Genomic DNA, 15291 nt, shown 5'->3' with positions numbered 1-15291 from the left:
TAATTAAGTTATATAACTTTAACTCTGTCGGTTACTAATCAAGAAGCATATTTTATCGTTCTTGATAGGTAACCGATATATCTAGCTAAGACCTATTGTTGGTTATCCATTTTTTCAATAGATATTGGTATCGATTTATATGTTGGGGTACCGCATTCATCAGCGATACTTTCTAACGGCACTAAGGGATTTGTTTCTGGATAATAGGCAGCTACACAGCCTGGGGGGATAAGGTATTCAACAATTTTAAAATTAAAGAGCGAACGTTCTATGCCATCGTTTGATACCGTTGTTATTTTGACATAATCTCCATTTTTTAATGCCTGTTTATCTATATCTTTTGCACTCATAAAGATGATGTTACGTTCACCATATACACCACGGTAACGATCATCCATTCCATAAATAGTGGTGTTGTATTGATCGTGTGAACGCAGTGTTTGCAGCGTTAGTACCAGCTTTTTAGTCATTAACTGTGCACGCTCATGTACTAATTGGTCTGGTAATCTAGCATCACTAAAAATGGCTTTTTTTATTGGAGTACGCCAATGACGTTGTGCTGCTGAATTTTCTAGGTGGAAACCTCTACCTGCTTTTATTCGGGTGTTATAGTCATCAAAACCGGGTATAACAGCACTTATTTCTTTACGAATTAACCCGTAATTACCGGCCAACGTATTCCAATCGACTATTTTATCGCCTACTGATGCCATGGCTATTGCAGCAACAATAGCTGTTTCTGAACGAAGAGTGATAGCTGCTGGTTCATTTTGACCCGTTGAACTGTGTACCATACTCATCGAGTCTTCTACCGTAATACATTGTTCGCCGCTAGATTGGCGATCTATTTCTGTACGGCCCAAACACGGGAGAATGAGCGCACGTTTACCTGTTATCACATGGCTTCGATTTAATTTAGTACTGATTTGTACGGTTAAGTCACACTTTTTTAAGGCCTTGTGAGTACGCGTGGTATCAGGTGTTGCCGCTGAAAAATTGCCGCCCAAGGCAATAAATACCTTAGCTTTACCCTCAAGCATGGCATGAATAGACTCAACGGTATTAAAACCATTATCACGAGGAACATTAAAAGAGTAACGATTCTGTAGTGCATCAAGAAAGTCCATTGACGGATTTTCATTGATACCCATAGTACGATTACCTTGCACATTTGAATGACCGCGTACCGGACATGCACCAGCCCCTGCTTTGCCAATATTACCCCTGAGCATTAGTACGTTCAATAACTCTCGTACTGTAGCGACAGAGTGGCGGTGTTGGGTAATCCCCATCGCCCAAGTGAAAATAACCTTATTACTGCTGGCATATATTGTTGCTATTTGTTCAATATTTTCTCGAGTCAAACTACATTGGTCAAGAATTTTGTCCCATTCGCTTGCCGCAACACTTTGTTGATATGCTTCAAAACCATGGCAATGTTTATTGATAAAGTCGATATCGAGTACTGATTTATCATGCTCAAATCTTTCAAATAAACATTTAGCGACGCCACGTAATAACGCCATGTCTCCGCCTAAGCGAGGGGTGAAATAATATTGACTGATGGTAGTGCCAGTTAAGAAGATCATTTCTTTTGGGCTTTGTGGGTCTGAAAACTTTTGCAATCCACGTTCTTTTAAATTGTTAACGGAGACAATTTTAGCTCCGCGTTTACTTGCCTCACGCAAGGTTCCCAACATACGAGGATGATTAGTGCCTGGGTTTTGGCCGAAGACAAAAATGGCGTCAGCTTTAGAAAAGTCGTCCATAGTCACCGTACCTTTACCTGTACCTAGACTATTTTTCATGCCTACGCCAGAGGCTTCATGACACATATTAGAGCAGTCAGGAAAGTTATTTGTGCCTAATACTCGACCAAATAATTGATATAAGTAGGCCACTTCATTACTCGCTCGACCAGAGGTATACAATAATGCTTCATTAGGGGAGGAAAGTTGCTGCAGGCTAGTGCCAATGACTTTAAAAGCTTCTTGCCAATCAATTGGCTGGTAGTGATCACTTATTCCATCGTAATACATAGGTTGGGTTAAACGGCCACTTTTCTCTAGTGAATGATCATCCCATTGTTGTAATTCTGTTATTGAATACTGTTTGAAAAAATTGCTATCAACACGTTTACTGGTGGCTTCCCATGCAATGGCTTTAACGCCATTTTCACAGAAGTCTACTTTCCCGGCAGTGGTAGAATCACCCCATGCACAACCAGGACAATCAAAACCACCTGGCTGATTTGCTCTGAGTAATGCTTTAACGCTTTTCGCGGCATTTTCACTTTGAATTAAGTGTTTAGCTGAGCTTCTTAGTGCTCCCCAACCACCAGCAGGTGAAGAATAGGCAGGATTGTTTTTTGATGACTTAGACATATAAATCCTTTATTAGGCGTAACGTTTTAGTTGCCCATGTTGGAAGCAAAATAAGGCTATTTGAGATTTGCGAGCTGAATTAACAGCTAAGTCAGTCGGCTGTGCTAGCGTGACTAACGTTGTCAGAGATAAGCGAGCTGCCTTGGCAATTAAATCATGACTGCAGCGGCTTGTTATCAAAGCAAAACCATCATAAGTCAGTAATTTTTTATGTGACAAACAACCTAGCAATTTATCTAACGCTGAATGACGACCCACATCCTCTCGAAAGGCGATCATTTTAGCAGATAAATCAAAAAATGCGGCGCAATGATTTCCTCGGACACTCCCCGATTTTTTTAAAATACTAGGTAAGGCATCTCTTGCTTGAATAATAATTTTATCAGAGGGTAATTGAAACGATTTTACCTCTTTTTGATGAGGCTGATGTAATGACATAGCAGCTTCAATAGAGTCAAGCCCACAAAGGCCACAGCCACTTGGCCCAGCCATCGTTCTGCGTCGTTGCTTTAATCGATGCTGAACTCGTGCTAAAACCAGAATATCAACTTGCCATCCAGAGACATGTGAATGAACAATGATATCTAAAACTTCGTTAACCGAATGAATTAAGCCTTCGCTTAAACTAAAGCCAAGTGCAAAGTCTTTCAAATGCTCAGGAGATGCCATCATTACCGCTTGGCTAATGCCATTAATACTAATTGCAATAGCTGCCTCTTTAAGCTGCGCTTGGTGCAACTCTTTCTGAGGAAGTTCAGCAATTTGTTTAGTGCAGCTAAGATGCTCTATAATAAAATTCTCCAAAGTGTTTTTATCTTAAAAGAGTGGCGCTTTGCCATACTATCGACAAAGCCATTCTATTATACAATAGGACCAGTAAGGTTTTTAATTACCTCCCGCATATTTTCTCGAACGCTCAGTGTTTTAAACCATTACACTTAAATCTATAGTATTAATTTCTCTCCAGACATCATCATCAATTTCAATACCATATTCAACAGTAAATTCTTTGTTTTTTTAATTTCTTCAGAACCAATAAAATAACTTTTACTTTTTTGTAAAGAAGAGGTTAAATCTAGCTGTGAGCTAATAATCATCAGAAGAATTAATAAGAGAATTAATAAGACACTCATGTTAAAAAGCTAAACATATGACAAATATACTTCAACATTTATGGAATCCTCACCTATAAGATATATTGTGACAATATACTCATGTATTAAAGAAAGATGTGGTCAATTTGCTCCCAAAATAACAATTTTTTGGCAAGGCTATTTATCCAAAATCATGGTTTTATAATTCACACCTGTTTTTAATGTCTTCAAGCAAAGAGTTTATTGCAATGGCTTAAGTTATGTCGTCGCTTTAATTGCTGATGCTCGCAGTAATCACTCAGCACATCTTCGTGGCCGATAGCACCATGAAATTGTGTTCTAAATTCGGTGGTGATGATTAACCAGTTGTCCGCTGAAATATTCAATCGCTTGAGTATCTCTGGTTGTTTTTGTTCGATGAAACCCCGTTTATCTCCGCTAATACAGCGGCCAGTTAACGTAATTAATTGAAGATAGTCGGCGAGTTCAAAAGGTAGGCCCTTTGGCATGTTTTTCCTGGGGTTACCAATAAAGGGAAATAGGGTATTGGGCTGTTGGCCCTTTTTTGCCCCTTTACAACGACGTTTTATGCTTGTATAGGCTGAGCTCTCTGGTGTCTTTGCGATATTGGCTCGAATAGGGTTTAAATCAACATAGGCCATACAAGACGCTAGCGCAGCTTCATCCAATAACGCTTGGGATTTAAAGCGTCCTTCCCAAAATCTACCTGTGCAGTTATCTTCTTGGTTAGCCGCTCTTGCAATACTTTCATTGATATACCCCATAAACCAACTGATTTTCATCAGGCGTTTTCGATAGACCTTCGCGGTTGCATTAACCTCATCAAGTAAGGGTTGAGCTAAGCGCTCACCGTTGCAATATTGTTTGGTCAGTAACGTGCCTTTGTGTATGCGGTGCCAACGCAAAAGTACGTCAGTCATTGTCCACTGCTTCGCTTTTTCTTCATCAATAAATAACACCACATGATAGTGATTACTCATCACCGCATAAGCACAAACCTCAATCGCAAATACTTGCGTTAGAAAATGCAGTTTGTCTTCCACCCAACCTCGCCGGTGTTCAAAGCTTTGACCTGAAAAGGTATCTTCACCACATAAGAAAGCGCGTCGAACACAACGTGCCACACAATGGTAATAAGGCGTGTCGACTAAACTGATTTGTTGCTTCCTTGGCGTGGCCATAACTCACCTAAGATAAAATAACTTGGTTACTTTAGCTTAGTACAAAGGTAAAACTTGTTCAATTTAGGATGAGTGTCTTGTTAATTTATTTGTTAATTTGTTGTTTGAAGAAACAGCGATTGATGAGGTGATTTATATTTGTTCTAAGTTGTTTCGTTTGTGTATCAAATAAATTAAAAAAAGCAAAATGTGATCACTTTGCTTTCTTGATTGTAATAATTTACTTATACCTAAATTATTTGAAACCAGTATATGTATATGGTTTAAGTATACAACTAGAAACGGTATTCAGCACCGGCGTAGAAATAAGCACCATTAAAACCAAAAGGTGCTGAACGGCGTGAATAAGTAAACACACCAGGACTACTGACAACAACATTACTATTGGCGTCAACAATAGTACCAGAGCGAGAATTTCCTATTTCATTTTTATCAGGGTACACATCAAAAATGTTATTTCCACCAAAGTTAAATGAAAGCTCATCGTTAAATTGATAATTCACGCGTAAATCTGTTAATACTTCTGCGCCATACGTTTGTCTTTCACCATCAAGAACCGTGTATTCACCGTAACGATTAAAGGCTAAGTTAACTGTGAAATCGCCAATTTTATATAAGCCACTTAAACTTATGCGGTCTTGAGGTTGCCATTCTTCAATAATAGAAATCGCCTGCTCTGAAAAAACATCCTCAGGTGAAATTCCACCTAATGCACTACCTGCTGGAGTATAAGTATCGGTAACTTCTGTTTCTGAAAAATTTGCGGCAAATGTTAAGTCTAATGTGCCAGACATTACTTCTGTATTCCATGTTGCTATAATATCAACACCTGTTGTTTTAGTGTCAGCACCATTTAAAAAGAATTGCCCTGCACCTGCTCCAGAAGAAGCTAATGCCGCATCAAGCGCTGACGATAAACCGTTACCTAATGAATTACTCAACACAATGCGGTCTTCAATTTTGATAGAATAAAAGTCAACAGTTAAATTAATATCATCGGTAACTCTTACAACAGAGCCAATACTAAAGTTGGTTGATACTTCTTCTTTTAGCTCAGGAATACCAATAGCTTGCGCTAGAATACTGTCATTTCGGAAAGTACCAATTTGTACTGCAATTTGGTCCCCACCATTAGGATTTGTCTGGAATTGAGTACTAATATTATCAGTATAAAGTTGTTGCATTGACGGAGCTCTAAAGCCAGTACTTGTGGCGCCACGCAATGATACATCATCAGTAATTGACCAATTAGCAGCAAGTTTAAAATTAGTGCTATCACCAAAGCCGTCGTAATCATCATAGCGAACCGCTGTGCTAATAATTAGGTTATCAGTGACTTCTGCTTCTGTGTCAATGTAAAAAGAAATTACATCACGAGATTCATCAACAGATTGTAGTGGGGCTGTACCACCAAATCCTTGTGTTCCTGCACTGCGGTCTGTCTCATATATGCTATTACCGAGTTCATCGGTATCATAGTCTCGGTATGAATATTCATCACCTGCTTTTACTCTGAATTCATCCGTGCGAAACTCGGTACCCATAGCTAAAGAAAACCAATCAAAATTTTGAGTGTAATCCATATTAATTGTTTGTAAGGTGAGTTCTAAGCCGTAAGCAAACGCTTCGCGAGGAATTGAACTACGAATCTCATTAGCGGATAGTGCAGAGGTGTAGATGAGTGAATTAGCATAAGATGAATTTATTGTATCCCGAGTCGTGTAATCAATATTATTTTCACCATAGGTATATGATAAATCTAATGATGAATCATTACTAAATTCAGTTTTATAACCAAAGTTGTATGAAATATCTTTTATTTCAGTATTGATTTTAGGTAAAAATCCAGCAGGAATAGTTGCATCACCATCTTGAAGCTGTGCGTTACCTCCGCCGTTCGCATTATGGCGAAAGAAAGCTGCAGATTCGTTATCACGGCTTGAATAAGTAACAAAGCCATATAAATGACCATCAGCTAAATCGTAGCCAGTATTTATCGTTAGTCCTATTTGCTCGGAGTCTGCGTCGCCAATACGAAATGTTTCACGAGTAGCGGTAGCTTCACGCGGATCGCCTAATAAAAAATCGCCATTATCAAGCTGGGTACAACCTGAAAATTGACATGAACCATGTAAGCCTGCTCTGTCAGAGTAGCCTCTGTCACGTATATTTAACGTGGTATTAAGGAAGCCATTATCGCCAAGTGCAAAACCCTTAGAAATATCGATATTCGTAGTTTCACCATCGCCAGCTGAGTTCTCGCCATAAGAAACACCGACACTTCCACCTTCACTTTGATCTTTAAGAATAATATTAATGACACCGGCAATTGCATCTGAACCATATTGTGCAGCGGCGCCGTCACGTAATACTTCAATACGCTTAATAGATGTGGCAGGAATAGCATTCATATCTGTACCAGCAGTACCACGTCCAACTGAGGTGTTAATGTGAATTAAACTCGCTTGATGGCGGCGTTTGCCGTTGATTAACACTAATGTTTGATCAGGACCTAAGCCACGCAAGGTTGCAGGGCGCAATGCATCAGTTCCATCACTAATCGATGAGCTTGAAAAGTTAAATGATGGGGCTATGGCTTGTAACATTCTACCGACTTCTGTTTGCCCAGTGTTAAGCAAAGCTTCAGCAGACAAAATGTCTACGGGAACAGGTAAGTCTTCTGCAGAACGACCAGCAACACGGCTTCCTATAACCGAAATTTTTTCTACTTCTTGCTCACTGACTTGAGCAGGCTCTTGGGCAAGTGCTGTTTGACTTGCTGCGCTTAGCATTAGTGGAACTAAAGCTGCTTTGAGCATTGTGCTTTTATTCATTGTTATATTACTCCTGAGATGTTTATGTAGTTTTATGCTCAGTTGACCAGCGTTATCTATAACAGCGGTTAAGTTGGTGTTTTTTAAAAGTTGTTGTAAACCGTCTTTAACCGAATATTTGCCCTTTAACTCATTTGCATAATGTTCTTTTGTTAAGTCATAGGAAAATAAAATCGTTTTATTTGCCTGTAATGCAAATGAAATGAGCGCTTTATCAGCACGCTGTTCCTTCACTGTAAAGTTGATCAAGCTTTCGGCAAATGCTCCAGACGTGAATATAAGACAGGTACATATAAAAAATGTAGCGCTTGTTAACGGCCGAAATACAGAAAGTTGAAAACGACAAAATAACTTTTGCCAACCTTGCAGTGTTAATAAACAGTTCAGAAGGAAAATTCCTCTATAATATTTTATAAAAAATATATTGAGTTAAAAGATAGGGAGTATTTAAAGTTATTTCGTAGTATTTAAGCTCAAATGAATTGAGTTTTCATTTACTTTTTCAAATTGAATATTGAAGTTACTACTTAACGATTTAAGGAGTCCATCAATATCATTCGCCTTAAAGTAACCGGCCACTTTTATTTTATTGAGTTCAACATCCTTAATTTCAAAGGTTGTGGTGGTATAACGACTGATTTCGGCTAACGCTTCATCGAGTGGTTTGCCATTAAAAACTAACATACCTTGTTGCCAAGCAAGTTCTCGTTGAATTTGCTCAAATGAAGTTTTTTTATTTGATGTTTGAATATTATTTTCGATGGTGGCAATTTCACCAGATGTTATCAATAAACCAGGTAATTTTTCTTTAGGTAAAGTAGATAACATCTTTGCTATTTTATTTAATGGTTGGTTCGACTTGGTCATTAATACTTGACCTTCAGTGACAACAAGCTCCATGTTTTCATTAGATTTTCTTTTTACATTAAAGATTGTGCCTAACGCGGTAAATGATTTTTCGCCAACTGTTACGGTAAAGGGTCTACTTTTATCTTTGGCAACATCAAAGTTTGCTTCGCCTTTAATCAATGTTAATAAGCGATTGTTTTTTGAATAACTGACTTCAACTAAACTATTGGTATTAAGTTTAATTCTGGAGCCATCGGACAGTGAAAACCGGGTTTGCTGTCCTATCTCTGTTTGCAACGTTCTTACTTCAACAAATCTTTTTTCGATATTGTCATCAATAAAAGGTGTGATGTTCACAAAGAAGTTACCCGCAAATAACAGAATAAAGGCAATGCCTGCTGCAACGGCATATTTAGCGATAACATTATGCTTTTTTTGAATCGGTTTTTCTAATGTAAATAGTGCACTTAACTCATTGAGTACACTTAAATCATCCCAAAGTGCAGCTAAAGAAAATAAGGTTTTACGATGAAAATCACTTTGATTCACCCATAGTTGAAAATCGAGTTTATCCTTGTTGGAAAGACCCCGATCAATTTTGCTTACCCAAAGACTTGCTTGTGCTTTGATGTCGGCTTTACTGGTGAATGGTTTAACTGTTGTCATACAATATTCTTTTTTAATTTATACTTTATTTTATAATTGAACGTGCGTTGTTTTTTAAGGTTGAAGCTTTTGGTGTACTATTTTGCTCAATCCTTTCCATATATTCAGCGCACTTTAATAAGCCCTTAGCGACATGTTTCTCAACCGTACTTTCACTAAGGTTTAAATAGTTAGCTATTTCCTTTTGGCTGAAACCGTAAACTTTTTTTAATATAAATGTTTTGCGGACTACGATAGATAATTGCTCTGTCGCTCGGCAAAATAATAAGAAACGCTCCTTACTCTCAAATTGTTCTTCAAATTTCAGTGAGGTTAATCCAGTCAAAGCGTCAGCAGAATCATCTAATGAATCACTGTATTTATTATCCCACTTATTTACGTGATTTAGCGCAAGATTTTTAGCTGTTTTAAGAATAAAACTACGAGCGTATTTTATTTCTTCTTTGAGATCGGCTTCATAAGTTCGAATAAACGTCTCTTGTATAATATCATCAATGTCATCAGGACTGGCGATTTTATTGATATAGCGTTTAATATTAGCCGTGTAATTAACAAACAGCGTAGTGAATTTATTATTCTGAGCCATTGTTGTTCTTGTTATTCTTATTTTATTGTGAAACCGAGTGTAGGGCGGGAAGCAAAGAATTACAATGACATTAAATAAGATTTAGTTTGTAGATTAAGTGATGACAAATTTGTAACTCTTATTGAACACCTTGATCTATTTACAGAAAAAACTGGGGCAAATTTGAATACCTTAAATGGACGGCAGAGGCTGAGTACTATGATATTAAACATGTCTTACCTAGAAAGTTAAGCTAATTAAGGTTTAAGCTTAAAAGTAAGTGTGTCGTTTTTTGTTTTTGATAATGAAAATAAGCTTCAAGCTACTTCAGTTTAGGATGAGTGTCTTGTTAATTGTTTTATCTATTATACGCAGGCCCTAGTAGATAAAATAATTATATGGTTAATGGAGAAGGGTAAATAATAAACAGATCAGCGGTAGATTATTATTTTATAAAATTTAGACGCGATTATTTGTTGTGCGTAAATGAAATTTGGTCTGCTTAACACAGAATTACCTTTAGACTAGTGGTAGAATTGCAGCTTAGGGTAAGTCGAATTTTTCTATATCTAGGTTTGTGCTGTAAATGAAATGTATATCTTCAAGTGTTTTTGGGCGCTTTATTGGTAAAACTACGAAAATTAATATTACTGAAATCGGCTTATCTATTGATGTTGAAAACACCTTAAGCCAAATTAAATGGCAAGAACTTATAAAACCGCCAATGTTTCATATCAGCTTTTTTGGGCACATAATGACATTGCAAACAGCAGATAAAAGTTATGCTTATAGTATGCTTGCCTTCAATGCTAAACGCGAACATAAGAGCCAGTGTGAGAAACTTTGGGCGTTAGCCAACATTAAGCCAGTTAATGCCTTATTAACGACCATCAAAAAAATTATCACCACTCGCTATTTACGTCAGTCAAATATTGATGTTATTCAGTCATTAGTCAATCAAGAACTCAAACGTTGGTTTCCTTGGATTAACACCAGCAAAATACTGCCGATGGTTGCTAAGCAGCTGCAGCAGCTGTCGAATTACCATCACTGGCAAGAGCAAGCTATAGAGGATTGTCGTGAACGTTATATTAAGCAACAGCTTCAAGCCCACCAAGCTTTCTTTGATCGTATCGAGTCTAATCCTTTAACGTTATGTCAACAGCGCGCCTGTATTATCGACAATGATAATAACTTGTTGTTAGCTGGCGCAGGAACAGGTAAAACCAGTGTGATGGTTGGCCGAGCCGGTTATTTAATTAACAGCCAACAAGCGCAGCATAGTGACATTTTATTATTAGCTTATGGCCGAAAAGCGGCTGATGAAATGGATATAAGAATAAAAGAAAAATTATCGACTAATAAAATTAGTGCAACGACCTTTCATCGTTTAGGCCTTAATATTATTGCTCAAGTTGAGGGAAAAAAGCCTAGTTTATCGGTATTCGCCGAAGATGAAAAAGCAAAAGCTAAGTGGATTCAAAGGTGTTTTGAAACCTTGATTAATGAGCAAGCCCAATATCGTCAACTTATCATAGAGTATTTCAGTAAATACTATTACGTTGAACGTAATGATTCTGACTTTGAAAGCCTAGGTGAGTATTACCAATATTTAAACGATAATGATATTCGTAGTTTAAAAGGAGAGAAGGTTAAACGTTTTGGTGAGCTTTATATTGCCAATTGGTTATTTAACCACGGAATAGAATACCAGTATGAAGCTAGCTACGTTCATGATGTAAAAACAATAGAGCGCAGACAATACCAACCAGACTTTTTTCTACCTGAACTTAATGTTTATATTGAATATTACGGGGTAGATGAGAACGGGAATACAGCGTCTTACATCAATAAAAGTGAATATCACACATCTATTCAGTGGAAACGAGACACCCATAAGAAATTTAACACTCATTGTCTTGAATTTACCTATGCTCAGCATAAAAAAGGGCAATTAATTAGCGCTTTAGAATCATTTTTTAATGCTCATCAAGTTAAATTTGAATTACTCCCTGATGAAGTGATACTCGAAAATTTAAAAGAAAGTGGGCGGATAACAATACTTGCCCAAATGTTTTGTCAGCTAGTAGGACTTTATAAAGCCGCGTGTTTAGACCATTCGTTAGAAAATAATGTGATCATCAATTCTTCTGATCCAAAACAGACCACGAAAGCATTAACGTTACTTAAACCGATTTTAATCGCTTATGATGAACACTTAACATCTCGCGCTGAAATTGATTTTGAAGATATGATTAATAAAGCATTAGGGTATGTGCAAGAGGGGAAATTTAATTCGCCATGGCGTTACATCATGGTCGATGAATTTCAAGATATATCAGAGCCAAGAGCACGGTTAGTTAAAGCCTTACGTGACAATAATAAAGCCTGTTCAGTTTTTGCTGTTGGTGATGATTGGCAGGCGATATATCGCTTTAGTGGCGCTGACATTACCTTAACCACAGGGTTTGCCCATTACTTTGGCGTTACCACTCAATCAGCTTTAGACCAAACCTTTCGATTTAATAATCAAATAGGCAAGGTGGCAACAGATTTTATTAGCCAAAATCCAGCTCAAATTAAGAAAAAAATAAAATCGTTAAAACAAGTTAAAGCACCTGCAGTTTCATTACTTAAACGAGAGAATGGCGCATTAAACTCTTCAAAAAAAGGTATTGTTGATGAAATGGCCAATGGTGCAATCGATGATGTTTTAGCGGCTATTTCAGCTAAAGCGTGTAAGCCGGTAAGTGTTTATTTATTAGCGCGTTTTTGGTTTCAATTACCAGACAAAGTCGATCTAAATCGGTTAAATAATCAATATCCGCTATTAACTATTGAATCTCAATCTTTTCATGCCTCTAAAGGAAAGGAAGCCGATTATGTCATTATTCTTGGACTCAAAAAAGGTGCTCATGGTTTCCCTTCAGAAAAAGTAACGCCAGCATTACTCGACGCCTTACTCGCGAAAAAAGAAGCCTTTGCTTATGCCGAGGAACGACGATTATTTTATGTTGCACTAACGAGGGCTAAAGATAGGGTTTATGTTATTGCCGATATGACTGAAGCAAGCTGTTTTGTTAAAGAGCTTGTTAGCGATCATAACATCGAACTTGATGAATTTGACAGCACAGCCAGTCAATTATTTATAGATGAGATCAACTGCTTGGTTTGTGAAACAGGCACCTTAAAGAAACGAACAGGGCGTTTTGGCGATTTTTATTCATGTTCACACTTTCCTCGCTGCGAGCATAAAGAGAAATCCTGTACTAGCTGCCAAAGTCCGATGACACGAAAACGTCACCCAGGTTTTAAGTTTTGTTTGAATGACGCCTGTAAAAGCGTCATACCGACGTGTGAAAAATGTCATGCTGAAATGGTGTTACGCTCAAGTAAAAGTGGTGAGTTTTGGGGATGTAGAAACTATAAAGGTAATGAACCAATGAGCTGTAAAAATGGCCTTGATACCGACAAAATAAAATGGCCATAATTGGTAAGTTAACTAACGCGAAATAGTTATTAAATGGGATACAGATAAAGCCAATGAATTCTCTATTTAGTCAGCCATCATATTTTTAATAATGATAAAAGCTGTTGATAGAGTCCAGTTTGATTCATTAAAATCCTTTTAAATTTAACACTTTATTAGTTCCAGGATATCTGAAAAGTTATACACCATTATAATTAGCGTGATGAAATATTGAAAAAATTTCATACTTCAGCCATTGTCATCATCTTTGTTTGTATAAGATGTAGCATTTACTATTCATCACAAAAATAGAGGTCAACAAACTTAATTATTAGTTAACTAGGTTGCTGACCTGTATTTACACGTACAAAGACTAGTGTCAGAAAATTTCTAGCACGTCTTTAACATGAGATACGGGTATCAAGGTAACCCCTTTAGTTTCTAAACGTTTATTGTAATTACGTTTGGGTAATATGATGACTTTAAAGTCGTTACGAATTGCTTCTTTGACGCGTTCTTCACCTGAAGGCACGGGTCTTACACTACCGTCTAACCCTATTTCTCCAAAGGCAATAGTATTGACCGAAAACTTATGCTCTCTTGATGACGATATCATTGCGAGGATCAAAGGCAGATCTGAGCCAACATCTTTGGTTAAGTTAACACCTGATACCACGTTTACGTAAATATCATTACCGCCAATATTCACTCCCATGCGACTTCTCAATATGGCTAACAGCATTTGCATGCGTTTATAATCAAAGCCAACACCACCTCTAATAGGATTTTCAGCTTGAGATTCGGTGACCAGCGATTGAATATTGATTAATAAAGTTCTTCCGGTATCGTTTGATGCATAGGCCATATTCCCACTCGATTCAGCACCATCTTTATCTAAAAAGATGGCCGATGGGTTTACAACATCTTGCATACCTTTGGCTGTCATGGCAAAAGTGGCTATTTCTGTGGTGTCACCAAAGCGGTTTTTAGAGGTTCTAAGTGTTCGGTATTTGCTGTCAGCTTCTGGCTCTATTTTACACATACAATCGCCGATGTGCTCAAGTACTCTAGGCCCAGCCATATCTCCGGATTTAGAAACATGACAAACTAATATTACGGTAACGCCATGCTCTTTCGCTAGTCGGTTTAGCATAGCAGCGGATTCTTTGACTTGAGTAACACCGCCAGGAGAATTGGGCAGTGAACTAATAAATGCCGTCTGGATAGAATCAACAACAAGGAATTTATAACCATCGGTGACCATGACATTACAGATAAGCTCAACGTCACCGGAGTTCATTATGTCAATTTTAGAAATGTCGGCTTGTAGCCTTAAACCGCGGTCTCTTACTTGCCCTTTAGATTCTTCGCCTGAGGTATATAAAGATTTACCTATTTGACTTAAATGAGCACATGTTTTTAACAATAATGTACTTTTACCCGCACCAGGGTCACCCGCTACAAGAATAACAGAACCTTCAACAATACCGCCGCCCAACACTCGATTGAATTCAGAGCTACCGGTGTCAAATCGAGTTAAGTCCATATCAGAGACTTCACTCAACTTATCTATCTTTGCATCTTCTTTAGAGTAACCTCGGTGAGCGTTTTTACTTGGTGTGCGCTGGGTTATTACCTTGGACTCTTTAAATTCTGTGATGCTGTTCCAAGCTGAACAACTTGAACATTGACCTAACCATCGAGGATGATTTTCACCACACTCGGTGCAAACATAAGTTGTTTTATCTTTTGCCATAATATTCTTAATAATTTATTTGTGGGGTTATTATATCGCGCTTGTCATACTAGTTTAACTAGCCAGTTACTTGAATCAATACAATTAATCGACTGACAAGTTTTGAGTATATTCATATCGCTCTCGCACATTTAACCATAAGCTCAGGTGAAGAAGCAAAAATATAGTCTATGTCCCATTGGGAGTCTTTTCAGACTAAGCTATAGCTATTTCATTAATGCTATTATATGGAGTATGTCTTGGCGTTAATAGATGATGAAACAACTTTAATTTAGCATGATTTATTTTATTTATTGATGAAAAACCTGTTTATTGATTTCAGGTGAAAAATATTATTAAAGTTATTTTTTATTATTTGCAATTAATATATCACGCACAGACAAACACTAATAAAGAGTGTTTTAGCCTTGCTTTAGATCATGTTATACCTATAAAGCGTTTGATTTTATTAATTTTATAGGTATTATCACAA

8 protein-coding genes are annotated in these 15291 nt (G+C 37.4%); 1 reads left to right on the top strand and 7 read right to left on the bottom strand.

Annotated elements, in window-relative coordinates; all coding sequences use genetic code 11:
- Positions 1 to 92: 92 nt before the first annotated feature.
- The 6 genes from H4J57_RS03000 to H4J57_RS02975 all read right to left on the bottom strand — a co-directional run bounded on the left by H4J57_RS03000 (position 93) and on the right by H4J57_RS02975 (position 9615).
- Entirely contained in the window at positions 93 to 2384 is a 2292-nt protein-coding gene (locus H4J57_RS03000) for an FdhF/YdeP family oxidoreductase (RefSeq protein ID WP_182241915.1), read from the bottom strand.
- 12 nt (positions 2385 to 2396) lie between these two features.
- Positions 2397 to 3188 carry a formate dehydrogenase accessory sulfurtransferase FdhD gene (gene fdhD, locus H4J57_RS02995; protein WP_182241914.1) on the bottom strand — a complete coding sequence of 264 codons (792 nt, stop codon included), beginning with the start codon at positions 3186 to 3188 and terminating at the stop codon, positions 2397 to 2399.
- Positions 3189 to 3705: 517 nt separating this feature from the next.
- Positions 3706 to 4680 (bottom strand): transposase, encoded by a 975-nt coding sequence (locus H4J57_RS02990; protein ID WP_182241913.1) that lies wholly within the window; start codon positions 4678 to 4680, stop codon positions 3706 to 3708.
- A 275-nt stretch (positions 4681 to 4955) separates the two neighbouring features.
- Positions 4956 to 7514, bottom strand: coding sequence for a TonB-dependent siderophore receptor (locus tag H4J57_RS02985; RefSeq protein ID WP_259366778.1), 2559 nt, complete (start codon positions 7512 to 7514; stop codon positions 4956 to 4958).
- A 453-nt stretch (positions 7515 to 7967) separates the two neighbouring features.
- Positions 7968 to 9029 (bottom strand): FecR family protein, encoded by a 1062-nt coding sequence (locus H4J57_RS02980; protein ID WP_182216407.1) that lies wholly within the window; start codon positions 9027 to 9029, stop codon positions 7968 to 7970.
- Between the two features lie 25 nt (positions 9030 to 9054).
- Positions 9055 to 9615, bottom strand: coding sequence for an RNA polymerase sigma factor (locus H4J57_RS02975; protein ID WP_182216409.1), 561 nt, complete (start codon positions 9613 to 9615; stop codon positions 9055 to 9057).
- A 565-nt stretch (positions 9616 to 10180) separates the two neighbouring features.
- Between H4J57_RS02975 and H4J57_RS02970 the strand changes: the two genes are divergently transcribed.
- Positions 10181 to 13084: a UvrD-helicase domain-containing protein gene (locus tag H4J57_RS02970; protein ID WP_182241912.1), complete on the top strand. Its 2904-nt coding sequence runs from the start codon at positions 10181 to 10183 to the stop codon at positions 13082 to 13084.
- Between the two features lie 358 nt (positions 13085 to 13442).
- Here H4J57_RS02970 and radA read toward each other — a convergent pair whose 3' ends face one another.
- The gene (gene radA / locus H4J57_RS02965; RefSeq protein WP_070376542.1) at positions 13443 to 14819 is read right to left on the bottom strand and encodes a DNA repair protein RadA; all 1377 of its coding nucleotides are present in this window, start codon (positions 14817 to 14819) and stop codon (positions 13443 to 13445) included.
- Positions 14820 to 15291 lie beyond the last annotated feature (472 nt).

This window comes from Colwellia sp. BRX8-7 (genome assembly GCF_014077275.1).
Classification (GTDB): domain Bacteria; phylum Pseudomonadota; class Gammaproteobacteria; order Enterobacterales; family Alteromonadaceae; genus Colwellia_A.
Note: the sequence above shows the minus strand (reverse complement) of the source record. Positions and strands in the feature narration are given on the sequence as shown.

Coding starts and splice junctions, on each gene's coding strand:
- H4J57_RS03000 (WP_182241915.1), bottom strand. CDS start 2,384: ATGTCTAAGTCATCAAAAAACAATCCTGCCTATTCTTCACCTGCTGGT.
- H4J57_RS02990 (WP_182241913.1), bottom strand. CDS start 4,680: ATGGCCACGCCAAGGAAGCAACAAATCAGTTTAGTCGACACGCCTTAT.
- H4J57_RS02985 (WP_259366778.1), bottom strand. CDS start 7,514: ATGAATAAAAGCACAATGCTCAAAGCAGCTTTAGTTCCACTAATGCTA.
- H4J57_RS02980 (WP_182216407.1), bottom strand. CDS start 9,029: ATGACAACAGTTAAACCATTCACCAGTAAAGCCGACATCAAAGCACAA.
- H4J57_RS02975 (WP_182216409.1), bottom strand. CDS start 9,615: ATGGCTCAGAATAATAAATTCACTACGCTGTTTGTTAATTACACGGCT.
- H4J57_RS02970 (WP_182241912.1), top strand. CDS start 10,181: ATGAAATGTATATCTTCAAGTGTTTTTGGGCGCTTTATTGGTAAAACT.
- radA (WP_070376542.1), bottom strand. CDS start 14,819: ATGGCAAAAGATAAAACAACTTATGTTTGCACCGAGTGTGGTGAAAAT.